This is a genomic window from Blastococcus sp. KM273129 (assembly GCF_021698995.1).
Lineage (GTDB): Bacteria > Actinomycetota > Actinomycetes > Mycobacteriales > Geodermatophilaceae > Blastococcus.
The window spans coordinates 1-23,056 of record NZ_SSXB01000043.1 but is presented as its reverse complement, the minus strand read 5'-3'; the positions used below and the strand labels follow the sequence as shown (position 1 = coordinate 23,056).

Annotated in this window: 18 protein-coding genes and 1 tRNA gene; 12 read left to right on the top strand and 7 right to left on the bottom strand. The window is 75.2% G+C overall.

Annotation, left to right across the window (positions count from 1 at the left end):
• The first annotated feature begins 24 nt into the window (after positions 1 to 24).
• The 10 genes from mfd to E9565_RS13175 all read left to right on the top strand — a co-directional run bounded on the left by mfd (position 25) and on the right by E9565_RS13175 (position 11,328).
• The gene (mfd, locus tag E9565_RS13220) at positions 25 to 3,552 is read left to right on the top strand and encodes a transcription-repair coupling factor (protein WP_236835411.1); all 3,528 of its coding nucleotides are present in this window, start codon (positions 25 to 27) and stop codon (positions 3,550 to 3,552) included.
• A gap of 100 nt (positions 3,553 to 3,652) precedes the next feature.
• Positions 3,653 to 4,630: a SurA N-terminal domain-containing protein gene (locus tag E9565_RS13215; protein ID WP_236835409.1), complete on the top strand. Its 978-nt coding sequence runs from the start codon at positions 3,653 to 3,655 to the stop codon at positions 4,628 to 4,630.
• Positions 4,631 to 4,661: 31 nt separating this feature from the next.
• A complete protein-coding gene (locus tag E9565_RS13210; protein ID WP_236827450.1) occupies positions 4,662 to 5,594 on the top strand; it encodes a MazG family protein in 933 nt (310 codons plus the stop codon).
• A 166-nt stretch (positions 5,595 to 5,760) separates the two neighbouring features.
• Positions 5,761 to 6,996 carry a mechanosensitive ion channel family protein gene (locus tag E9565_RS13205; RefSeq protein WP_236835407.1) on the top strand — a complete coding sequence of 412 codons (1,236 nt, stop codon included), beginning with the start codon at positions 5,761 to 5,763 and terminating at the stop codon, positions 6,994 to 6,996.
• 61 nt (positions 6,997 to 7,057) lie between these two features.
• Entirely contained in the window at positions 7,058 to 8,335 is a 1,278-nt protein-coding gene (gene eno / locus E9565_RS13200) for a phosphopyruvate hydratase (RefSeq protein ID WP_236835405.1), read from the top strand.
• 10 nt (positions 8,336 to 8,345) lie between these two features.
• Complete coding sequence (locus tag E9565_RS13195; RefSeq protein WP_236827453.1) at positions 8,346 to 8,924, top strand: septum formation initiator family protein; 579 nt, start codon at positions 8,346 to 8,348, stop codon at positions 8,922 to 8,924.
• Positions 8,921 to 9,421, top strand: coding sequence for a DUF501 domain-containing protein (locus E9565_RS13190; RefSeq protein WP_236827454.1), 501 nt, complete (start codon positions 8,921 to 8,923; stop codon positions 9,419 to 9,421). The genes E9565_RS13195 and E9565_RS13190 overlap by 4 nt, the downstream gene beginning before the upstream one ends.
• Complete coding sequence (locus E9565_RS13185) at positions 9,418 to 10,368, top strand: Ppx/GppA phosphatase family protein (RefSeq protein WP_236835403.1); 951 nt, start codon at positions 9,418 to 9,420, stop codon at positions 10,366 to 10,368. The genes E9565_RS13190 and E9565_RS13185 overlap by 4 nt, the downstream gene beginning before the upstream one ends.
• 132 nt (positions 10,369 to 10,500) lie before the next feature.
• Complete coding sequence (locus E9565_RS13180; RefSeq protein WP_236835401.1) at positions 10,501 to 11,211, top strand: uracil-DNA glycosylase; 711 nt, start codon at positions 10,501 to 10,503, stop codon at positions 11,209 to 11,211.
• Between the two features lie 43 nt (positions 11,212 to 11,254).
• A tRNA-Leu gene (locus tag E9565_RS13175) sits at positions 11,255 to 11,328 on the top strand.
• Positions 11,329 to 11,339: 11 nt separating this feature from the next.
• Here the strand turns inward: E9565_RS13175 and E9565_RS13170 are convergent.
• Positions 11,340 to 12,569, bottom strand: coding sequence for a MalY/PatB family protein (locus tag E9565_RS13170; protein WP_236835399.1), 1,230 nt, complete (start codon positions 12,567 to 12,569; stop codon positions 11,340 to 11,342).
• A gap of 265 nt (positions 12,570 to 12,834) precedes the next feature.
• Between E9565_RS13170 and E9565_RS13165 the strand changes: the two genes are divergently transcribed.
• Complete coding sequence (locus E9565_RS13165; RefSeq protein ID WP_236827458.1) at positions 12,835 to 13,680, top strand: Bax inhibitor-1/YccA family protein; 846 nt, start codon at positions 12,835 to 12,837, stop codon at positions 13,678 to 13,680.
• A 204-nt stretch (positions 13,681 to 13,884) separates the two neighbouring features.
• Here E9565_RS13165 and E9565_RS13160 read toward each other — a convergent pair whose 3' ends face one another.
• Both E9565_RS13160 and E9565_RS13155 read right to left on the bottom strand, forming a co-directional pair.
• Entirely contained in the window at positions 13,885 to 15,105 is a 1,221-nt protein-coding gene (locus E9565_RS13160) for an acetyl-CoA C-acetyltransferase (RefSeq protein WP_236827459.1), read from the bottom strand.
• Positions 15,106 to 15,227: 122 nt separating this feature from the next.
• Positions 15,228 to 16,268, bottom strand: coding sequence for an SGNH/GDSL hydrolase family protein (locus E9565_RS13155; protein WP_236827460.1), 1,041 nt, complete (start codon positions 16,266 to 16,268; stop codon positions 15,228 to 15,230).
• 95 nt (positions 16,269 to 16,363) lie between these two features.
• On the opposite strand from E9565_RS13155, the gene E9565_RS13150 reads away from it, so the two are divergent.
• Positions 16,364 to 17,689 carry a DUF2252 domain-containing protein gene (locus E9565_RS13150; RefSeq protein ID WP_236835397.1) on the top strand — a complete coding sequence of 442 codons (1,326 nt, stop codon included), beginning with the start codon at positions 16,364 to 16,366 and terminating at the stop codon, positions 17,687 to 17,689.
• Here E9565_RS13150 and E9565_RS13145 read toward each other — a convergent pair.
• The 4 genes from E9565_RS13145 to E9565_RS13130 form a co-directional block, all read right to left on the bottom strand.
• Complete coding sequence (locus tag E9565_RS13145; RefSeq protein ID WP_236835395.1) at positions 17,673 to 18,992, bottom strand: MFS transporter; 1,320 nt, start codon at positions 18,990 to 18,992, stop codon at positions 17,673 to 17,675. The genes E9565_RS13150 and E9565_RS13145 overlap by 17 nt on opposite strands.
• Positions 18,989 to 19,588, bottom strand: coding sequence for a helix-turn-helix domain-containing protein (locus tag E9565_RS13140; RefSeq protein WP_236827463.1), 600 nt, complete (start codon positions 19,586 to 19,588; stop codon positions 18,989 to 18,991). Before E9565_RS13140 ends, E9565_RS13145 begins: the two co-directional genes overlap by 4 nt.
• Positions 19,589 to 19,654: 66 nt before the next feature.
• Entirely contained in the window at positions 19,655 to 21,634 is a 1,980-nt protein-coding gene (locus E9565_RS13135) for a VWA domain-containing protein (RefSeq protein WP_236835394.1), read from the bottom strand.
• Position 21,635: 1 nt separating this feature from the next.
• A partial coding sequence (locus E9565_RS13130; RefSeq protein WP_236835392.1) for a sigma 54-interacting transcriptional regulator occupies positions 21,636 to 23,056 on the bottom strand: 1,421 nt, incomplete at its 5' end.

Here is a 23,056-nt window from a genome sequence, read left to right as displayed (position 1 = left end):
CCCCATCCCAGGAGAGAGAACAGCGTGACCCTTCGCGGCGTGCTCGACGTCGTCCTCACCGACCCCGGCATGGCCCGCGTCGTGGCCGCCGCCGGGAACGCCGAGCTCGCGGTCACCGCACCGCCGCCCGTGCAGCCCCTCGTGGCCGCCGCCCTCGCCCGCGGCGGGGGCGTCCCCGTGCTGGTGGTCACGGCCGGCGAGCGGGACGCCGACGCCACCGCCGACCTGCTCCGCTGCTTCCTGCCCGACCGGCGGGTCGAGGTCTTCCCCGCCTGGGAGACGCTGCCGCACGAGCGGCTCAGCCCGCGGGCGGACACCGTCGGCCGGCGGTTGGCGGTCCTGCGCGACCTCACCCACCCGGGGCAGAACGGCGCGGTCGACGTCCTGGTCGCCCCGGTCCGGAGCGTGCTGCAGCCGCTGGCGCCGGGGCTGGGCGACCTGGTGCCCGTCGAGCTGAGGCCCGGCGACTCCGCCGAGCTGGACGGCATCGCCCAGGCGCTCTCCGACGCCGCCTACACCCGCGTCGAGCTGGTCGAGAAGCGCGGCGAGTTCGCCGTCCGCGGTGGGCTGCTCGACGTCTTCCCGCCCACCGAGCCGCACCCGGTGCGGGTGGAGTTCTGGGGCGACGAGGTCGACGAGCTGCGCTACTTCTCCGCCGCCGACCAGCGCTCGCTGGACGAACGGCCCGAGCGGCTGTGGGCCCCGCCGTGCCGCGAGCTGCTGCTCACCGAGGAGGTCCGGGCCCGCGCCGCGGCGCTCGCGGTCGAGCACCCCGGCCTGCTGGAGATCCTGGGCAAGCTGGCCGAGGGCATCGCGGTCGAGGGCATGGAGTCGCTGACCCCGGTGCTCGTGCCCGGGCAGCTGCAGCTGCTCACCGAGCTGCTGCCGGCCGGCACCCACGTGCTCGTCTGCGACCCCGAGCGGGTGCGCAGCCGCGCCGCGGACCTGGTGCGCACCGCCGAGGAGTTCCTCGCCGCCTCGTGGGCGACCGCCGCGGAGGCGGGGGAGGCGCCGCTGGACCTCGGCGCGTCGTCGTTCCGCGACCTCGCCGACGTCGAGACCGCGACCCGCACGCGCGGGCTGCCGTGGTGGACCACCGGGGCGTTCACGCTGCAGGCGGAGGACGACGAGCGCCAGGTGACCCTCGACGCGACGCCGGTCGAGCGGTTCCACGGTGACCAGGGTGCCGCCGTCGAGCGGATGCGCGGCTGGCACCGCGACGGGTGGCGGGTCGTCGTCACCTTCGCCGGGCCGGGCCCCGCGCAGCGGGCCGCCGACCAGCTCACCGAGGCAGAGCTCGGCGTCCGGCTGGTGCCCGACCTCGCCACCGCCCCCGACGCCGGGCTGACCCACGTCACCCAGGGCAACCTCGAGGCGGGGTTCGCGTTCCCGGGCGTCGGGCTGGCGCTGGTCACGGAGCACGACCTGACCGGCCAGCGCGGCACGACGATGCGCGACGCGGTGAAGATGCCCGCCCGCCGGCGCAACGCCGTCGACCTGGTGCAGCTCCAGCCCGGCGACCTCGTCGTCCACGAGCAGCACGGCGTGGGCCGCTACATCGAGATGATCAGCCGCACCGTCAACGGCGGGCAGCGCGACTACCTGATCGTCGAGTACGCGCCGTCGCGGCGGAACCAGCCGCCGGACCGGCTGTTCGTGCCCACCGACGCCCTCGACCAGCTCACCCGGTACGTCGGCGGGGAGTCGCCGGCGCTGTCGAAGCTCGGCGGCGCCGACTGGCAGAAGACCAAGAGCCAGGCCCGCAAGGCGGTCAAGCAGATCGCCGGCGAGCTGATCCGGCTGTACTCCGCCCGGATGGCCACCCAGGGCCACGCGTTCGGCCCGGACACCGTCTGGCAGCGCGAGCTGGAGGACGCGTTCCCGTTCCAGGAGACGCCCGACCAGCTGGCCGCGATCGACGAGGTCAAGGCCGACATGCAGCAGACGGTGCCGATGGACCGGATCATCTGCGGCGACGTCGGCTACGGGAAGACCGAGATCGCGATCCGGGCCGCGTTCAAGGCGGTGCAGGACGGCAAGCAGGTCGCCGTCCTGGTGCCGACGACGCTGCTGGCCAACCAGCACTTCAAGACGTTCTCCGAGCGGGTCGCGCAGTTCCCGGTGACCGTGAAGGTGCTCTCCCGGTTCCAGTCCGACCGGGAGACCACCGAGATCCTCCGGCAGCTCGCCGCCGGCGAGATCGACATCCTGGTCGGCACCCACCGGCTGCTGCAGCCGACGACCCGGTGGAAGGACCTCGGCCTGGTCATCGTCGACGAGGAGCAGCGCTTCGGCGTCGAGCACAAGGAGTACCTGAAGACCATGCGGACGGCGGTCGACGTCCTGTCGATGTCGGCCACCCCGATCCCGCGCACCCTGGAGATGAGCCTCACCGGCATCCGCGAGATGTCGACGATCCTCACCCCGCCCGAGGAGCGGCACCCGGTCCTCACCTACGTGGGCGCGTGGAACGACAAGCAGATGGCCGCCGCCATCCGCCGGGAGCTGCTGCGCGACGGGCAGGTCTTCGTCATCCACAACCGGGTGCAGTCGATCGACAAGGCCGCGGCGAAGATCCGCCACCTGGTGCCCGAGGCCCGCATCGCCGTCGGGCACGGCCAGATGAAGGAGCACGAGCTCGAGCGGATCATGGTCGGCTTCTGGGAGAAGGAGTACGACGTCCTGGTCGCGACGACGATCGTCGAGTCGGGCCTGGACATCCCGAACGCCAACACCCTGATCGTCGACCGCGCCGACACCTTCGGCCTCTCCCAGCTGCACCAGATCCGCGGCCGGGTCGGCCGTGGCCGGGAGCGGGCCTACGCCTACTTCACCTACGACCCGACGCGCACGCTCACCGAGACCTCGGTGGACCGGCTGACCACCATCGCCAACAACACCGATCTCGGCGCCGGCATGGCGGTGGCGATGAAGGACCTGGAGATCCGCGGCTCGGGCAACCTGCTCGGCGGCGAGCAGTCCGGGCACATCGCCGGCGTCGGCTTCGACCTGTACGTGCGGCTGGTCGGCGAGGCGGTGGCCGACTACCGGGCGCAGGTGACCGGCGAGGAGGCGCCCGCCGAGCCCGTGGAGGTGCGGGTCGACCTGCCGGTGGACGCGCACCTGCCGCACGACTACGTGCCCGGCGAGCGGCTGCGCATGGAGGCCTACCGCAAGGTCGCCTCCATCCAGGACGAGGAGCAGGCGCAGGCGGTGCTCGACGAGCTCACCGACCGGTACGGCGCCCCGCCGGCGCCGGTGCTCAACCTGCTGGCCGTCGCCCGGTTCCGGGTGGCGATGCGGGCGCTGGGCATCACCGAGGTCTCCCTGCAGGGCCGGACGATCCGGGTCGGGCCGGTGGACCTGCCGGAGTCCAAGCAGATGCGGCTGGCCCGGCTGGCCGACGGTGCCTCGTACAAGGCGGCCGTGCGGATGATCTCGCTCAAGGTGCCGGTCGGCCCCGACCGCCGCACCCCGCTGCGGGACGTCGCACTGCTGGAGAACCTGCACGCGACGCTGCGCGCCGTCCTGGTGCAGCCGGTGGCTGCGTAGCCGGATCGGGTCGGCGTGCCGGCTGCCCCTGGGGCAGGGGCCCGCGCCGAGCGGGCGAGGCGTGCGGCGCTGGTCACACCCGGTGTGGGAGTCTCCGGACGTGCTGACTTCCCGTGCCGCCCGGACCGGTGCCGCCGTCGCACTGGCTGCTGTAATCCTGAGCGGCTGCCGGTCGGCCCCGGACGTCGCCGCCTACGTGGGCGACGAGCAGATCACCGTCGACGAGCTGCAGTCCCAGGTCGACGCCAGGCTCCAGGACCCCGCGATCGCCGCCGCCGTCGAGGGGCGCGAGGAGGACCTCACCGTCCAGGTGCTCGGCCTGCTCGTCGAGGCCGAGGTGCACGACGCCGCGGCGCAGCGCTACGACGTGCAGGTCGCCGACGCGGAGGTGACCCGCCGGATCGAGGAGCTCCTCGGCGCCGACGACCCGGAGGCCGTGTACGGCCGGCTCGCCCAGCAGGGCATCGCCCCGGCCGACATCCGCGAGAGCGTGCGCCAGCAGCTGGTGCGCCAGGAGATCGCGACCGACGAGGGCGGTGCGGAGCCGCTGGACGAGGCCGCGCTCCGCGCCCGGTACGAGGAGGTCCGCGAGACGCTGGGCGAGGTCGAGTACGGCTACGTCACGGTGCCCGACCAGGCCACGGCCGACGCGGTGGCGGCCGAGCTCGCCGCCGACCCCGCGAGCTACCCGGAGGTGGCCGCGCGCTTCCCCGGTCAGTTCACGCTGCCCGATCTCGACCGGCGCCCACCGGACGAGCTGCCGGGCGCGCTCGCCGCCCCGCTCGCCGACGCGGCGCCGGGGACGGCGGTCACGGTGCCGGTGCCCCAGGCCGGCGGGATCGTCGTCGCCTTCCGCGCGGGGACGGCCTACCCCTCGTTCGAGGAGCTCCGCCCGCGGCTGGTCGAGGAGGCCGGCCAGCAGGTGGAGGCGGCGGCCCAGCCGCTGCTCGAGGAGGTCCGGGCCGGCCTCGACATCACCGTCAACCCGCGCTACGGCGTGTACGAGGAGGGGCGGCTGCTGCCGGCCGGCGTCGGCGTCGTCGACATCCTCGGCGACGAGACCACCCCCGCCGAGTAGCCACCGGGGCCAGCTCCCGGAGACTGGGCGGGTGCCCGCTGCCCTCGTCGTCACCGCCAACCCCCGGCTCCCCGCGCTGCTGGGGGCCGACGGCTGGCGGGCGGTGACCGGCCCCCGGGCGGTCGTCGCGCTGCCCGGCGCCAGGGCGGAGGCGGCGATGCTGCGGGCCGCCGGCGTCGCGGTCGAGGAGCTGCCCGACGCGGCCGCCGTGACCGCGCGGGCGGACGACGTCGTCTGCCTGGCATCCCCCGACGAGGCGGCCGCCCTGCCCCGGGTGCCGGCGGTGGCGGGTGCGCCGGAGCCGCCCGGTGCGCGGCTCCTCGACGTCGTCCGGGTCATGGACCGGCTCCGCTCGCCCGGCGGCTGCCCCTGGGACGCCGAGCAGACCCACGCGTCGCTGCGCGGCTACCTGCTGGAGGAGGCGCACGAGGCCTACGACGCGATCGTCGACGACGACTACCCGGCCATGCGGGAGGAGCTCGGCGACGTGCTGCTCCAGGTCGTCTTCCACGCCCGGGTGGCGCAGGAGGGCGGCGCGCGCGGCTTCGACGTCGACGACGTCGCCGGCGACCTCGTCGAGAAGCTGGTCCGGCGCCACCCGCACGTGTTCGGGGACGCCGGCCCGCGCGATGTCGCCCAGGTCGAGGCCGGCTGGGAGGAGATCAAGAAGGCGGAGAAGCAGCGCCGCTCGCCCACCGAGGGGGTGTCCCGCTCGCAGCCCGCGGCGTCGTGGGGCGCGGCCCTGGTGCGCCGGGCCGGCCGGGCCGGGCTGCCCACCCCCGAGCCCGCCGAGCTGACCGACGCGAGCCCCGAGGCGCTCGGGGAGCGGCTGCTGGCCGTCGTCGCCGCCGCCGAGGCCCGCGGGTGGGACGTGGAGGACGCGCTGCGGGAGGCGGTGCGCCGCTACGCCGGGGAGCTGGACGCCGCCGCGGCGGACCGACCCGACAGGGGGACCTCGGCCTGACGGGGCCGCCCCGGCTGGCTAGCGTGGTCCCTGCGCTGATCCCTCGAGAGGAGCCGGTCCGCTGCCCGCCACGCTCTCCGCCCCCGCGACCGACCCCGTCGGGCCCGACGAGGCCGTCGAGGGCGTCTCCGGCCTGATCCCGTCGGAGCCCTGGGCGGTCGCCCTGGTGCTCCTCGGCGCCGCCCTGGTGGCCTGGCTGCTGGGCGTCCTGATCGGCGTCGTCGTCCGCCGGGTGGGCCGCGGCTCGCCGGTGACCGCCGACCTCTCCCGCCGCGGCCGCGCGCCGCTGCGCGCGCTGCTCGTGCTGGTGGCGCTGACCGTGGTGCTCGAGGCCGCCGACGAGCTGGGGGACTGGACCGAGGTCGTCGTCCACGTGCTCGCCCTGGCGGTGATCGCGACGATCGGCTGGCTGGTCGCCGTGGGCGTCTTCGTCGCGGCCGACGTCTGGCTGGCCCGCTACGACGTCGACGTCGCGGACAACCGGCACGCCCGCCGCGTGCGCACCCAGATCTCCCTGCTGCGCCGGCTGGCCGTCGTCCTCGTCGCCGTGCTCACCCTCGCCGCGATGCTGCTGACCTTCCCCGGCGCCCGCGCCGCCGGTGCCAGCATCCTGGCCAGCGCCGGTGTCATCTCCATCGTCGCGGGCCTCGCCGCGCAGACGTCGCTGGCCAACGTCTTCGCCGGCCTGCAGCTGGCGTTCACCGACGCGATCCGGGTCGACGACGTCGTCGTCGTCGAGGAGGAGTGGGGGCGGATCGAGGAGATCACCCTCACCTACGTCGTCGTGCACCTCTGGGACGACCGGCGCCTGGTGCTGCCCTCGACCTACTTCACCACCACCCCCTTCCAGAACTGGACCCGCAAGGAGTCCGCCGTCCTCGGCGCCGTCGAGCTCGACGTCGACTGGACGACGCCGTTCGACCGCATGCGCGAGGAGCTCGACCGTCTGCTGGCCGGGGACGAGAACTGGGACGAGCGGGTCAAGGTGCTGCAGGTCACCGATGCCGTCGGCTCGCTCGTGCGGGTGCGGGTCCTGGTCAGCGCGCAGGACGCGGGGACGCTGTGGGACCTGCGCTGCACCGTCCGCGAAGGGCTGGTCGGGTGGCTGCAGCGGGAGGCCCCGCACGCGCTGCCCCGGGTCCGCAACGAGGGGGCGCCCGGCTACGAGACCGCGGGCCGGCGGGGTTCGCGCCCCGCCCCCGACCCGCGCACCGCACCCCGCCCGCCGCGCCCGGCCGACCGCGCGCCGGCCACGAACGAGGGGCTGTTCACCGGCAGCCTGGAGGCGCGCCGCCGCTCGCAGGCGTTCACCGGGCCGAGCGAGGAGGACCAGGCCGAGCGCGCCCGCCACGACCGGTCGGCCGCCGACGCCGGGACCGCGGAGCAGAAGCCCGCGACGTGATCGGGCCGGACGCGGCCGGGGGAGCGCCGCACCGGGCGTCCGGGCTGGTTAGGCTGCCCCCGTGCCGAGCATCGATGCCGTAGGCGCGCGGGAGATCCTCGACTCGCGCGGAAACCCCACCGTCGAGGTCGAGGTCGCCCTCGACGACGGGACGATCGCCCGGGCCGCCGTGCCCAGCGGCGCCTCCACCGGCGCCTTCGAGGCGGTCGAGCTGCGCGACGGCGGCGAGCGCTACGGCGGCAAGGGCGTCACCAAGGCGGTCGACGGCGTCCTCGACGTCATCGGCCCCGAGCTGGTCGGCTACGAGGCGACCGAGCAGCGGCTGGTCGACCAGCGCCTGCTCGACCTCGACGGCACGCCGGACAAGTCCCGCCTGGGTGCCAACGCGATCCTCGGCGTCAGCCTCGCCGTCGCCCGCGCCGCCGCGGACTCCACCGGCCTCCCGCTGTTCCGCTACGTCGGCGGCCCCTCGGCGCACCTGCTGCCGGTGCCGATGATGAACATCCTCAACGGCGGCGCCCACGCCGACAGCAACGTCGACGTGCAGGAGTTCATGATCGCCCCCATCGGCGCGGCGACGTTCGCCGAGGCGCTGGCCATGGGCACCGAGACCTACCACGCGCTCAAGGCGGTGCTGAAGGGCCGCGGCCTCTCCACCGGGCTGGGCGACGAGGGCGGCTTCGCGCCCGACCTGCCGAGCAACCGCGACGCCCTGGACCTCATCGCCGAGGCCGTCGAGAAGGCCGGCTACGGCGTCGGCACCGACATCGCCTTCGCGCTCGACGTCGCCGCCACCGAGTTCCACACCGACGGCGGCTACGACTTCGAGGGCCAGACCCGCTCGGCCGAGTACCTGGTCGACTACTACCGCGGCCTGGCCGACGCCTACCCGATCGTCTCCATCGAGGACCCGCTCGACGAGGAGGACTGGGACGGCTGGATCGCCCTGACCGCCGCCCTCGGCGACCGCGTGCAGCTCGTCGGCGACGACCTGTTCGTCACCAACCCCATCCGGCTGGCCGACGGCATCGCGCGCGGCGCGGCCAACGCGCTGCTGGTCAAGGTCAACCAGATCGGCACGCTCACCGAGACCCTCGACGCGGTCAACCTGGCGCACCGGAGCGGCTACCGCTGCATGATGAGCCACCGCTCGGGCGAGACCGAGGACACCACGATCGCCGACCTCGCCGTCGCCACCGACTGCGGGCAGATCAAGACCGGTGCCCCGGCGCGCAGCGAGCGCGTGGCCAAGTACAACCAGCTGCTGCGCATCGAGGAGGAGCTCGACGACGCCGCCCGCTACGCCGGTGCCCAGGCCTTCCCGCGGCTGAACGGCTGAGCGGGGGGCGATGAGCAGCGTCCGCGGCCGGCGGGGCGGCAGCGAGGGGCGGCGCGCGACCGGCCGCGTGCCGCGCGTGCACCACTCGCGGCCGGTCCGCACCGGGCTGCGCTCGGGGGCCTCCAACCGCCCCGCGCCGCGCCGGCCCAACCGCCGCCCGGAACGCCGCCCGGCCGCCGGGACCACGGCGCGCCGCCGCCCCCTGTTCACCGGCCGTGCCGTGGTGCTCGTCGGGCTGGTGCTGCTCCTCGCCCTCACCCTCGCCGGGCCGATCCGGCAGTACCTGGCCGGGCAGGCCGAGCTCACCCGGCTGGCCGCGGAGGGCCGGCAGCTCGACGAGCGGGTCGCCGCGCTGCAGGGGCAGCTGGAGCTGCAGGCCGACCCGGTGTACGCGCAGCGGCAGGCGCGGGAGCGGCTGTCCTACGTGCTCCCCGGCGACCGGCTGGTGCTCGTCGTCGACGGCGAGGCGGTCGAGGGCGACGCCGGCACGCTGGCGGCGGCCGCCGTCGACCCGGGGCCGCTGCCCTGGTACGAGGGGCTGATGCGGTCGCTGGCCGAGGCCGACGGCGGCGAGGACGGAACCCGATGAGCGAGCCGGTGACCCCGGAGGACCGGGAGGTCGTCGCCCGGCAGCTCGGCCGCCCACCCCGGGCCCTGGTCGCTGTCGCGCACCGGTGCCCCTGCGGCCAGCCGGACGTCGTCGAGACCTCGCCGCGGCTGGAGGACGGCACCCCGTTCCCGACGCTGTACTACCTCACCTGCCCGCGGGCCTCGGCCGCCGCGAGCCGGCTGGAGTCGACCGGCCGGATGCGGGAGTGGCAGGACGAGCTGGGCACCGACCCCGAGCTCGCGGCCGCCTACCGCGCCGCGCACGAGGCATACCTGGCCGAGCGCGACGCCAAGGACGTGCTGCCCACCCGCAACACCGCCGGTGGCATGCCCGACCGGGTCAAGTGCCTGCACGCCCTGGCCGGCCACGCGCTCGCCGCCGGGCCCGGCGTCAACCCGATCGGCGACCGCGCGGTCGCCGAGATGGGGGAGTGGTGGGCGAAGGGCCCCTGCGCCCGGCCGGAGGACGGCGCGTGACGCGGGTGGCCGCCATCGACTGCGGCACCAACTCCATCCGGCTGCTCGTCGCCGACGTCCCGCCGCAGGGTGGGCACACCGACCTGCTGCGCCGGATGGAGGTCGTCCGGCTGGGCCAGGGCGTGGACGCCACCGGCCGGCTGGCGCCGGAGGCGATCGAGCGCACCCGCGTGGTGCTGGCCGAGTACGCCGCGCAGGCCCGCGAGCTCGGCGCCACCGACGTCCGGATGGTCGCCACCAGCGCCACCCGGGACGCGGCGAACCGCGACGAGTTCGAGGCCATGGTGCGCGCCACGCTGGGCCGCACCGCCGACGTCGTGACCGGCCGGGAGGAGGCGGAGCTCTCCTTCCTCGGCGCGACCGGGTCGCTCGCGGCCGCCGCCGCCTCCCACGGGCTGGACCCGGCGCCCGCGCCGTGGCTGGTCGTCGACATCGGCGGCGGCTCCACCGAGTTCGTGCTCGGCGACGACGACGGCGTGCTCGCGGCCCGCTCGGTCGACATCGGTTGCGTGCGGCTCACCGAGCGGCATCTGCACGACGACCCACCCACCGCCGAGCAGATCGCCCGCACCGAGCGGGACATCCGAGCCGCGCTGGCCCCGGTCGCCGCCGAGGTGCCGGTGGGCAAGGCGGCGAGCCTGGTCGGGCTGGCCGGGTCGGTGACCACCGTGGCCGCGCTCGCGCTGGGGCTGCCGGCCTACGACTCGGTGGCGATCCACGGCTCGCGCATCCCGGTGGCCGACGTCCGCCGGGTCTCCGCGGACCTGCTCGCCGCGACCCGGGAGCGCCGCGCCGCCGAGCCGGTCATGCACCCGGGCCGGGTCGACGTGATCGGCGCCGGGGCGCTGATCCTGCGGGTGCTCATGGACGAGTTCGCACTGGCCGAGGTCACCGTGAGCGAGCACGACATCCTCGACGGCATCGCCCTGCGCCTCGCCCGCGCCTGAGGGGGCAGCCTGGCCCCGCCCGAGGGGGCATAGGAAGCTCTACCTGTGTCCCCGGCGCCCAGAACGCAGGCATAGCTTCCTATGCCCCTGGACGACGGCGGGTTCCCCGTCACCCGAACCCCCGCCGGAGTCGTGCGCAGCGCCCGGGCCACCCGTGAGCTCGCCGTCCTCGACGACCGCGTCTCCGGCTGCTACGCCTGCCCGCGGCTGGTGGCGTGGCGGGAGGAGGTGGCCCGCGTGAAGCGCGCCTCGTTCCGCGACCAGGAGTACTGGGGCCGGCCGGTGCCGGGGCTGGGCCCGGCCGATGCGCGGATCGCCGTCGTCGGCCTCGCCCCGGCCGCCCACGGCGGGAACCGCACCGGCCGGGTGTTCACCGGCGACCGCAGCGGCGACTGGATCTTCGCCGCCCTGTGGCGCGCCGGGCTGGCCAACCAGCCGACGTCGACGCACATCGGCGACGGGCTGGAGCTCACCGACGTGCGGGTGGCCGCCGCGGTGCGCTGCGCCCCGCCGGCCAACGCGCCCACCCCCGAGGAGCGGGACACCTGCTCGCCCTGGCTGGCCCGCGAGCTGGCACTGCTGCCGCGGCTGCGGGTGGTCGTGGTGCTGGGCGGATTCGGCTGGACCGCGCTGTGGCCGGTGCTCGCCGCCGCCGGGTACGCGGTGCCCCGCCCGCGGCCGGTGTTCGGCCACGGCGTCGAGGTGGCGTTGACCGGTCCCCGCGGCCCGCTGACCGTGCTGGGCAGCTACCACGTCAGCCAGCAGAACACCTTCACCGGCAAGCTCACCGAGCCGATGCTGGACGCCGTCCTGTCCCGGGCCACCGAGCTCGCCGCCGGCTGAGCAGCGGGCCGCGGCGGGACCGGCCCGCTACCGTGCCACCCGCGCCCCCGTAGCCCAACTGGCAGAGGCAGGCCCCTTAAAAGGGTCCCAGTGTCGGTTCGAACCCGACCGGGGGCACGACGCCCGGCCTACCCGGTCCGGGCCGCCACCGCCCGCCCCATGCGCGTCACCGCCTCGGTCAGCACCGCAGGGGAGGTGGCCAGGTTGATCCGCACGTGCCCCGCGCCCCCGGTGCCGAAGACGTGCCCCGAGCTGAGGGCCACCCGCGCGTGGTCGAGGAAGAACCGGGCCGGGCCGTCGAGGTCGCTCGCGACGGTGGGGCCACCCCCGGGCGCCTCCGGCGGCAGGCCCAGCGCGCGGCAGTCCAGCCAGGCCAGGTAGGTCCCCTCGGGCGGGCGCAGCCCCGCCGCCGGCAGGTGCTCGGCCACCAGGTCCTGCAGCAGCCGCCGGTTCCGGTCCAGGGCGGCGAGCAGCGCGTCCAGCCATCCGCCGCCGTCGCGGAACGCCGCGGTGTGCGCGAGGACGCCGAGGTGGCTGGGCCCGTGGCCGACCACCTCGGGCAGCCGGGCCAGGTCGTCGGTGGCCTCCCGTCCGGCGACCACCACCGCCGCCTTGAGCCCGGCGAGGTTCCACGCCTTCGACGCCGAGACCAGCGCGAAGCCGTCGTCCGCGACGCTCAGCCAGGGCACGAACCGCGCGCCGGGGAGGACGAGCGGGGCGTGGATCTCGTCGGAGACGACCCGCACGCCGTGCCGCCGGGCCAGCGCGGCGACGGCCTCCAGCTCCTCTCGCGTGTGCACCGCACCGGTCGGGTTGTGCGGGTTGCACAGCAGGAACGCCGGGTGGGCGCAGCGGGCGCGCGCAGCGGCGAAGGCCTCCTCCACCGCCGGCAGGTCCAGGCGGCCGCCGGCGTCCAGCGGCGCCTCGGCCACCGTGCGGCCCGCGTGCTCGACGAAGGCGAAGAACGGCGCGTACACCGGCGGGGTCACCACCACGACGTCGCCGGGCCCGGTGACGAGGCGGAGCACCTCCACGATGCCCGTCATCACGTCGGGCACGAGCGCCGTGCGGGCCGGGTCGAGGCCGGTCCAGCCCCACCGGTCGGCGGCGAAGGCGGCCACGGCCTCCGGGTACCCCTGGCCGGCGGGGTAGCCGGTGTCGCCGGCCTCGACCGCGTGGTGCAGCGCCTCCCGGACGGGCGGGGCGAGCAGGACGTCCATCTCCGCCACCCACAGCGGCAGCACGTCGGGCGGGTGGGTGCGCCACTTGACGCTGGTCCGGCGGCGCAGCTCGGGCAGCGTCACCTGCAGGAACGGGTTGTCCGGCGGCCCCTCGGGGCCGGGTGCGTCAGCGGTCACGGGTCTCCGATCGGGCGCGGTCGGGCGGACCGGTCCTGGTGGGCAGCGGCCGGCCGCGGTCAGGACAGCATCGGGCACGCCCCGCGTCGTCCGCCCGGGGAGCGCCGCGGCGGGGCGGCAGCGGCTCCCGGTCCGGCTCGCACCCGCGGGGGTGATCCGGATTGCCGGCGGCTGTGGAACGCTGTGGGCGTGTCGGGCGTTGACCCGACCGAGTGGAGTGCGCGATCAGGCTCCACGACCGACGAGTCACCTCGAGGAGATGACGATGGCCAGTAGGAACCCGGCGTTCAGCCGTGGGTTCGGCAACGCGGGCCCCGGCCAGCAGTACGCCGGTTGGGGCAACCAGCCCCAGTACGGCGCGCCCCAGTACGGGGCCCCGCAGTACGGCGCTCCCGCGCCCCAGCAGGAGCCGTACGCCGCGCCGTCCCCGTACGGGACGAGCGAGGCCACCCGCTACATGACGATGGACGACGTCGTCCAGAAGACCGGCCTGGCCTTCCTGGTCACCGTCGTCTCCGCGGCCCTGACCTGGGCGCTGCCCGGCGACGCCGCCTGGGGTCTGGCGCTCCCGGCCGTGCTCGTCGCGCTGGTGCTCGGCCTGGTGATCGCCTTCAAGCAGATCGCCAACCCGGTCGCGACCCTCTCCTACGGCGCGCTCTACGGCGTCGCGCTGGGCGCGATCAGCGAGGCGTTCAACTCGATCTACCCGGGCATCGTCGTGCAGGCGCTGATCGGCACCTTCGGTGTCTTCGCCGGCATGCTGGTGATCTACAAGACCGGGGCCATCCGGGTCACGCCCAAGCTGACCCGCTGGATCGTCGGCGCCCTCATCGGCGTCCTGGTCCTCGTGGTGGTCAACCTGGTCGCCGGGTTCTTCGTCGAGGGCGGGCTCGGCCTGCGTGACGGCGGCCCGCTGGCCATCGTCTTCAGCCTGGTCGTGATCGGCGTGGCGGCGTTCTCGCTGCTGCTCGACTTCGACATGGCCGACGAGGCCATCCGCCGCGGCGCCCCGGCCAAGTTCGCCTGGTACGTCGCCTTCGGCCTGCTGATCACGGTCATCTGGCTGTACCTGGAGATCCTGCGCCTGCTCTCCTACTTCCAGGAGGACTAGTCGCGGGTGCCCCGGCTCCACCGAGCCGGGGCCACGACGAACAACGGCCCGGCCCCCGTGAGGGGGCCGGGCCGTTGTTCGTCTGCGCGCCGGTCAACCGCGCCGCGGCACTGTCATCCCGCGGCGCGGCGGGCGAGATCGGCGTTCTCGGGCCGTCCGGGAGCCGGTGGGCCCGAGTTCGCCGATCTCGTCGCCGTCAGCGCCTCAGGAGAGGCGCTCCAGGACCATCGCCATGCCCATGCCGCCACCGACGCACATGGTCTCCAGGCCGAAGGTCTTGTCCTTGGTCTGCAGGCCGTTGATCAGCGTGCCGGTGATGCGGGCGCCGGTGCTGCCGAAGGGGTGCCCGACGGCGATGGCGCCACCGTGCACGTTCAGCTTCTCGATCGGGATGTTCAGGTCGCGGTAGCTCGGGATGACCTGCGCGGCGAACGCCTCGTTGATCTCGACGAGGTCGATGTCCTCGATCGTCATGCCCGCCCGCTCGAGGGCCAGGCGCGAGGCGTCGACCGGGCCGTAGCCCATGATCTCGGGCGAGAGGCCGGTGACGGCGGTGGAGACCACGCGGGCCAGCGGGGTGAGGCCGAGCTCGCGGGCCTTGGTGTCGCTCATGACCACCACGGCCGAGGCGCCGTCGTTCAGCGGGCAGGCGTTGCCCGCGGTGACCCGGCCGTCGGGGCGGAACACCGGCTTGAGGCCGGAGATGCCCTCGAGCGTGGTGCCGGGTCGCGGGCCGTCGTCCGTGGAGACCACGGTGCCGTCGGGGAGGGTGATCGGGGTGATCTCCCGCTCCCAGAAGCCGTTGTTGATCGACTCCTCGGCGAGGTTCTGGCTGCGGACGGCGAACTCGTCCATCTCCTGGCGGGTCACGCCCTTGAGCAGCGCCAGGTTCTCCGCGGTCTGCCCCATGGCGATGTAGACGTCCGGGATGTCGCCGTTCTCCCGCGGGTCGCTCCACGAGTCGGCACCGCTCTCGGCGGTCTTGGCCACCCGAGCCTCGGCGTCGGCGAACACCGGGTTGTGCGTGTCGGGCAGCGAGTCGCTGTTGCCCTTCACGAACCGGGAGACGGTCTCCACACCGGCGGAGATGAAGACGTCACCCTCGCCGGCCTTGATGGCGTGCAGCGCCATGCGGGTGGTCTGCAGCGAGGAGGAGCAGTACCGGGTGATGGTCGTGCCGGGCAGGTGGTCCATGCCCAGCAGCACGCTGACCACACGGCCCATGTTGTGGCCCTGCTCGCCGCCGGGGAGCCCGCAGCCGAGCATGAGGTCATCGATGTCGCGCGGGTCGAGGGCGGGCACCTTGTCGAGCGCCGCCCGGATGACCGCGGCGGCGAGGTCGTCGGGGCGCATGTCCTTGAGCGACCCCTTGAACGCGCGCCCGATCGGCGAGCGCGCGGTCGAGACGATGACGGCTTCTGGCATGGTTCCTCCACGGTGAGGTGGGTCCGGGCGCAGCTCGCCGGACGTCGGTCACCTCGGAAACTACCCCCGCGCCGCGGCCGGGCGGCCGGCCGCAGGCCAGGAGGACGCCGGTGTGGCCGGGGTCACCCCGAGCGACCGGGGAGCGGGCTGCCCGACCCGTCCCCGGCGTGCTCGGCCTCGTCGGGCGTGGGCATCTCCGTCGGTCGGCGCCGGCGCAGCAGCGCCCAGGGCCCCCACGGGCCGGTCTCCGACCCCGCCACCTCGGCGGGCTGGACCTCGGTACCGGGGCGGTTGACGGCGCGAGCGGCGGCGCGGGCGACCGGGCGGGCGGTGTCGCGGCGCAGCGCCCGCAGCCTGCGGTCGGCCGCGGCCGGCCAGACGCCCAGGGCGTCGGCGACCGAGGGGAGCAGCACCGCCGCCGCGGCGGCGTAGCCCGCGGCGCTCGGGTGGAACTCGTCGACGCTGAACATGGTCGAGTCGGAGGCGAACGCCGGGCCGAGCAGCGAGCCCAGGGACACCGTGCGCCCCCCGGCCTCGACGACGGCGATCGTCTGCGCGGCGGCCATCTGCCGGCTCCAGCGCCGGGCCAGCGTGCGCAGCGGCTGGGCGATCGGGCGGATGGTGCCCAGGTCGGGGCAGGTGCCGACGACGACCTCGCAGCCGGCCGCGGTGAGCCGGCGGACGGCTTCGGTGAGGTGGCCGACCGAGACCGACGTCGGCGTGCGGGCGGTGACGTCGTTGGCGCCGATCATGATGACCGCGACCGTCGGCCGCTCGGCAAGCGCGCGGTCGACCTGCTCGTCGAGGTCGGCGGCGCGGGCACCGGACCGGGCCAGGCGCACCAGCCGGACGGGGCGCTCGGCGAGCTCGGCCAGCCCGGCGGCGACGAGCACGCCCGGCGTCTCCGCGGCCCGGTGCACGCCCAGCCCGACGGCGCTGGAGTCGCCCAGCACGGTGAGCACGATCGGGGTGCCGCCACCCCGGCCGTAGAGGCCGTCGCCCGACGGGGGGTCCTGCTTCAGGTTGCGGGCCTCGACCTTGCGGCGGGCCGAGCGGGCCTCCTCGCGGAGGATGGCGACCAGGGCAGCTCCGGCCAGACCGACCCCGCCGCCGCCGTAGGCGGCACCGGCGGCCAGCCGTCGGGCCGTGAGCGTGCGGATCATGGTCCCTCCGTCCTTGCTCGGTGCCTGCGTCATCGGCGCACCACCGACGTTATCGGCCCCCTACGGTGCACCTCGTGCCCCCATCCCCCCGTGGTGTGATCCCGTCCCCGGACCCCGACGCGCGGACCCGGCAGATCGTCGACGTGCTGGTCGAGGCCTTCGGCGACCTCATGGACGCCGATGCCCTGGCCTTCCGTGCGAAGTTCCGCAAGATGGCCGCCGATCCGTTCGCGTTCTACCGGGGGAGCGCACCCCTGTTCTACGCGGACATGGCCACGGTCGAGGACCGCTGGTGCGACGAGCAGACGTCGCGGGTGTGGATCCACGGTGACCTCCACGCGGAGAACTTCGGCACCTACATGGACGCCAACGGCCGCATCGTCTTCGACGTCAACGACTTCGACGAGGCCTACCTCGGGCACGTCAGCTGGGACCTGCGCCGCTTCGCCGCCAGCTTCGCGCTCATGGCCTGGCGCAAGGCCCTGTCCGACGAGGTCATCAGCGAGCTGGTCGCCGTCTACCTGCACGCCTGGCTCGACCAGGTGGCGGCCTTCACCCGCTCCGACTCCGACCGCGAGTACGCCCTGCTGGCCGGCAACACCCGCGGCGCGGTGCACGACCTCATCCGCCGGACGGCGACCCGCACCCGGCTGGGCCTGCTGCAGCGGATGACGGTGGTGGAGGGCGACGAGCGCCGCTTCGCCGACTCCCCGCGCAACCGCCGGCTGGAGGACGCCGAGCGGGCGGAGGTGCTCGAGGCGCTGGAGCGGTACAAGACGACGCTGCCCCCGCGGCCCTGGCGGCGGGAGGTCGCCTACGACGTCAAGGACCTCATCGGCACCGGCGGCTTCGGCATCGGCAGCGCCGGGCTGCCGGCCTACAACGTGCTGCTCGAGGGCTACGACCAGGCGCTGGAGAACGACGTCGTCCTGTCGGTGAAGCAGGGGAACGTGCCGGCACCCAGCCGCGTGGTCACCGACCCGGGCATCCGCGGGTACTTCGAGCACGAGGGCCACCGGACGGCGGTGAGCCGGCGCGCGCTGCAGTCGCACGCCTCCCAGTTCCTCGGCTACACCGACATCCGCGGCACCGGCTTCGTCGTCGCCGAGCTCTCGCCCTACGAGCTCGACCTGGAGTGGGAGGACCTCACCGAGCCCGCCGACATCCGGCCGGTGCTCGAGCAGCTCGGCCGGGCGGCGGCGAAGCTGCACTGCGTGGGCGACGCCGACAGCGACCACACCCTCGTCCCGTTCCAGACCGAGGAGGCGATCACCGCGATGCTCGGGGGCCGCGAGGAGGAGTTCGTCGCCGACCTGGTCGAGTTCGCCCACGGCTACGCGCACCGCACCCAGGAGGACCACCGGCTGTTCGTGGACGCCTTCCGGGCCGGGCGCATCCCGGGGATCAGCTCGAGCGGGTGACCTCCGCCGTCGCGGGGCCTCCGGGTGCCGCGACAGCCGGGGCGGCCCCCGTGACGGGCACGCGGGTCGGGCGCAAGCCGAGCGACACGGCGGCGATGAGGAGCATGGCGGCGGCGGCGGCGAGGAACGCGGCCGGGTTGCCGGCGGCCTCGGCGATGCGCGGGTGCAGCAGGTTGCCCGCCAGGCCGCCCAGCATGAGCGCGAAGGACTTGGCCGAGACCGTCGTCGAACGCTGCGACGCCGTCGTCTGGTCGTGCATGAGCTGCTGGCGCAGCGGCCACGAACCGCCGTTGAACAGGTAGAAGACGGCGAAGGCCGCGGCCGCCACCACGGTCGTCGGTGCCACGGCCACCGCGACCACCGCCGAGCCGCCGAGCACCGAGAGGGCGGCGCTGGCCCAGGGCACCGAGCCGCGGGCGGCCCTGCGCGCCGCGGGGGCGAGGAGCGCACCGAGGCCGGCGGCGGCGAACGCGACGGCCATGGTGACGCCGTAGGCGGCCGTGCCCTCCCGGAGGCCGCCACCGAGGTCGGCGAAGTGCAGGGGGCCGATCAGCTCGAGGGCGGTGAGCACCGTGCCGGTCAGGAACGAGATGACCAGCAGCAGGCGCAGGACGCGGTCGCGGGTGACGAGCACCGCGGTGCCCCGCACCACCCTCGGCACCTCGCGGATCCCGGCGGCGATCGCGGCGGCGCCGGAGCGGTCCGCCGTGCGCAGCGGCACGACGAGCACCAGGACGGCGACCAGCGAGACCGCGGTGAGGCCCGCGGCCACCAGCAGGGGAGCGGCCAGCGCGCTGCTGTCGTCGCCGACCACGAGGGGGAGCAGACCGCCCAGGACCGCCCCCAGGGACAGGCCCAGACCGTCGGCGGCGCCGGCCAGCGACAGCCCGCGCGTGACGTCCGCACCCGGTTCCGCGGTGTGCACCGCGTCGACGTACCAGGCCTCCAGCGGCCCCGAGTCGAGCGCGCGGCCGACCCCGAGGGCACCCCAGGCGACGGCGAAGGTCACGACGTCGTCGGCCGCGACCATCAGGAGCAGGGAGGTGATGGTCGAGAGGGCCGAGAGCGCCAGCACGGGACGGTGGCCGATCGCGTCCGACAGGCCGCCCGTGGGCAGTTCGAGCAGCATCGCCACGGTCCCGTAGACCGCCACCACGAGCCCGATGTCGGTGGGCGTCAGGCCCCGGGCCGTCATCAGCAGCACGGTGACCGGCGCGGAGATGCCGATCGGCAGCCAGCGCAGGGCCGTCAGGCCGACGTACCGCCGCTGTGCCTGCCGCGGGGTGACGCCGGTGGCGGTCACAGCGGGTGCTCCCGGACCGGGGGGAGCAGGTCGAGCAGCAGGGTGACCGCGGGCTGGTCGGGCTCCTCGCGCGTCTCCTGCCAGCGGCGGACGACGTCGTTGAGCTCGTCGGCCAGCTGTCGCGCGGCGGCCGGCGAGAGCCGCAGGGACCAGTCGCTGAGCGAGGTGGCGTCGCGCCACTCGGTGTCCAGGCTCTCGAACTGCGAGGCGTGGGCGTCCAGCCGGCGGCGCTGCTGGCTCAGCTGGCGGTGCAGCACCTCCTCGACGAGCTCCCGGCCGGCCGGGTCACCGGCCAGGTCGGCCGTGTCCCAGCTGGTCCTGCGGTGCAGGGCCTGCCACCAGCGGTCGCGGGCGTTGCCCTCGTCCGGCAGCTCCGCGACGAAGCCGTGCCTGGCGAGCTGGCGCAGGTGGTAGCTGGTGGAGCCGCTGCTCTCGCCGAAGCGCTCGGCCAGCCGGCTCGCGGTCGAGGGGCCGTCGACGCGGAGGGCGCCGAGCAGGGAGCTGCGCAGCGGGTGGGCGAGCACGCGCAGCGCGTCGACGTCGGTGACGCGGACGGCGCCGGTGGGGAGCCGGGCGGGGTCGGGCGGGACGGCCATGGGCCCAGGCTAGAACTGCAAAGGTCGGTTTGCAAAGCGTTCTTTGCGATTCCTGTCGAGCGTGCGTCAGCGGGCGCGCCGCCCCCTCCGGGTGCGCAGGTAGTCGGCCACGACGTACTCGCCCAGCCGGTCGGCGTCGGGCTCGAACACCCGGCCGCCGGCCCGCTGGGTGAGGTCGTGCACGAAGTGGACCAGCCCCGGGTCGGGGTCCAGCGCGAAGACGTTGACCGTGGCCCCGGACCGGGCGACCCGCTCGACCTCGGCGACCGTGCGGGCGATCGTCTCCGGCATCGGCGGCCAGCAGAAGAACGGCGTCCCGTCGTCCTCCAGGTGCGCGGTCGGCTCGCCGTCGGTGACCACCAGGACCACCGGCTCGGCGTCCCGGTGCCGGGCCAGGAACCGCCGCGCGAGCATCAGCCCGTGCTGCAGGTTGGTGCCCTGCAGGGTGTCCACGGAGAGCTCCGCGAGGGTCTCCGGGCGCAGCACCTGGGCGGTGGAGGAGAACCCGATGATCTCGATGGCGTCCTGGGGGAAGCGGGTGGTCACCAGCGAGTGCAGCGCCATCGCCGTCGACTTCGCCGCACCCCACGTGCCGCGCAGCGCCATCGAGTAGGAGAGGTCGACCAGCAGGGCGACCGCGGCGCCGGTGCGCCGCTCGGTCTCCACGACCTCGAAGTCCTCGACGGCGATCCGCACCCGGGTGCCGGTGCGCGGCTCGCCGGCGGTCCGCAGCACGGCGTTGCGCACCGTGCGGACGACGTCCAGCGGCTGCTCGTCGCCGAACCGCCACTCCCGCGAGCCGCCGGTGAGCTCCCCGGCCGCCCCGGCGTCGGCGACGTCGTGCTCGCCCCGGCCGGTGGCGTCGAGCTTGGCGAACACCCGGCGCAGCGCGGTGGCCCCCAGCCGCCGGACCGCCTTGGGCGAGAGCTCCAGCGTGCCGCCGGAGCGGTTCAGGTAGCCCTGCCGCTCCAGCTCGCGCTCCAGCTGCCGCAGCGTGGCCAGGTCGTCGGCGGCCGAACGCCCCAGCGCCCGCTCCAGCAACTCCTCGTCGACGTCGGCCAGCGACGCCCCCGCGTACCCCTGCGAGAGCTGGCTGGACAGCGCCTCGAGGTCGGCCAGCTCGGCGACGGCGCTGGTGGCGTCGCCCATGCCGAGGGCCTGCTCGCCGTCGGGGACCTGGCCGCGCTGGCCCCACGGCAGGTCGGGCCGGGCCTGGCGCAGCGCGTCGGAGATGTGGGCCATCTCGCTGGCCAGCCCCATGTCCTCCATCGTCTGGGCCATGAGGCCGGCGAGCTCGGCCCGCTGCTCGGGGGAGAGGCCGGCCATCATCCGCTGCTGCGCGGCGGCCCGCCGGGCCAGCGAGTCGACCAGCTCCTCGACCGACTCCGGCCGCTCGGGGAAGAACTGGCCGTGCTTGTCCATGAAGTCGGCGAACTGCTGGTCGGTGTCCTCGCCGCGGTTGTGCGCGTCGACCAGCCGCGAGAGGTCGGCGACCATGTCCTTGACCGCCTGCATGTCCTCGGGCGAGGCGTTCTCCAGCGCCTGCTTCATCGACGAGAACGAGCTGTCGAGCACCTCGCGGCGCAGCAGGTCCTGGATCTGCTCGTAGGCCTGCCGGGCCTCCGCTGAGCGCCAGTCGTAGTCCTTGAGCGCCCGGACGGCGCCGGCGGTGTCCTCGGGGAGGGCGTCGAGCTCGGCCTCCTGGAGCCGGGCCATGTCGTCCGGGTCGGGGAACAGCTCCCGCCGCTCGGCCTGCACGGCGCGGTCGAGCAGCTCCCGCACCTCCTGCAGGGTGCCGTCCATCCGGCCGGCCGTGCGGGCCTGGCGCAGCCGCTCGCGGACCTGGCGGCGCAGCTCGTCCAGCCCCCGGCGGCCCTGGGTGCCGCGGCGCAGCAGCTCGCGCAGCGCCTCCCGCACCCCGCTGCCGTCGAGCACCGAGTCGCCGATCTCGTCGACGGCGTCGCCGAGGTCGTAGGGCGGTGCCAGCGGATCGGGGCCGCCCCGCCAGGCGCCGTACCGGTAGCCGCGCGGGCGGCGCGTGCTCACCTCAGGCCCCGTACACGGTGCGGCCGCCGTCGGTGTCCTTGGCCAGCCGGCGGGTCAGGTGCAGGCCCTCCAGGGCGAACTCCACCGCGGCCGCCGCCTGCTCGGCGGACTGGTCGCCCTCGGGGACGCCGAGCCGGCCCAGCAGCTCGGCCAGCCGCGGGACGGTGCCCAGCTGCCCGAGCAGCGCCGGGGCGGGGACGAGGTCGCCGGACTCGACCGTCTCCCCGCCGGTGAAGTGCTCCTGCAGCCCGGTGAGGTCCAGCCCCGCGCACCGCGCCCGGAAGGTCTGGGCGGTGGCCTGGCGCAGCAGGTGCTCCAGGATCTCCAGCTCCCGGTCGTCGTCGGGGTCGGAGCCTGCGTCGGCGAACTCCACCTTGCCGCGGCTGGCCGGGACGATGCTCGGCAGGTCCACCACGCGCGCGACCGGCCGGGTCTCCCCGGACACCGCGGCGCGGCGGACGGCGGAGGCGGCGACGGTCTCCAGCCCGGCGATGGCGAAGCGCGCGCTGACGCCGGAGCGCTGGTCGACGTGGCTGGACTCGCGCACCAGCCGGGTGAACCGGGCGACGATCTCCACCAGGTGCTGCGGGACGACGGGGGCGTCCAGCGCGGCCTGCCCGCCCGGTGCGCCCAGGCCGCTAGTGCGCGCCTCCTGCTCCAGCAGCCGGATCTCGTCGGCGAGCTCGATCGGGTAGTGGGTGCGCACCTCGGCGCCGAACCGGTCCTTCAGCGGGGTGATGATCCGGCCGCGGTTGGTGTAGTCCTCGGGGTTGGCGCTGGCCACCAGCAGCAGGTCCAGCGGCAGCCGGACGCGGTACCCGCGGATCTGGATGTCGCGCTCCTCGAGCACGTTGAGCAGCGCCACCTGGATGCGCTCGGCGAGGTCGGGCAGCTCGTTGACGCTGAAGATGCCGCGGTTGGTGCGCGGCACCAGGCCGTAGTGCACGGTCTCCGGGTCGCCCAGGGTGCGGCCCTCGGCCACCTTGATCGGGTCGACGTCGCCGATGAGGTCGCCGACGGAGGTGTCCGGCGTCGCCAGCTTCTCGCCGAACCGGTCGCTCCGGTGCAGCCAGCCGACCGGGGTGGCGTCGCCGTGCTCGGCGATCTGCCGGTGGGCCCAGACGCTGATCGGGTGCAGGGGGTGCTCGTTCAGCTCGCTGCCGACCAGCACGGGGGTCCACTCGTCGAGCAGGCCGACCAGCGTGCGGATCAGCCGGGTCTTGCCCTGGCCGCGCTCGCCGAGGAGCACGAGGTCGTGGCCGGCGATGAGGGCGCGCTCGACCTCGGGCAGGACGGTGTCCTCGAAGCCGACCATGCCGGGCAGGGTGGGTTCGCCGGCGGCCAGGCGGGCGAGCAGGTTGGCGCGGATCTCGGCCTTGACCGGGCGGGCGGTGGCGCCGGTCGCGCGGAGCTCGCCGAGGG

Excerpts from the sequence above, each read along its gene's own strand:
- E9565_RS13195 (WP_236827453.1), top strand. The coding sequence starts at position 8,346 with ATGAGCAGCGTCCGCGGCCGGCGGGGCGGCAGCGAGGGGCGGCGCGCG.
- E9565_RS13190 (WP_236827454.1), top strand. The coding sequence starts at position 8,921 with ATGAGCGAGCCGGTGACCCCGGAGGACCGGGAGGTCGTCGCCCGGCAG.
- E9565_RS13165 (WP_236827458.1), top strand. The coding sequence starts at position 12,835 with ATGGCCAGTAGGAACCCGGCGTTCAGCCGTGGGTTCGGCAACGCGGGC.
- E9565_RS13160 (WP_236827459.1), bottom strand. The coding sequence starts at position 15,105 with ATGCCAGAAGCCGTCATCGTCTCGACCGCGCGCTCGCCGATCGGGCGC.
- E9565_RS13155 (WP_236827460.1), bottom strand. The coding sequence starts at position 16,268 with ATGATCCGCACGCTCACGGCCCGACGGCTGGCCGCCGGTGCCGCCTAC.
- E9565_RS13140 (WP_236827463.1), bottom strand. The coding sequence starts at position 19,588 with ATGGCCGTCCCGCCCGACCCCGCCCGGCTCCCCACCGGCGCCGTCCGC.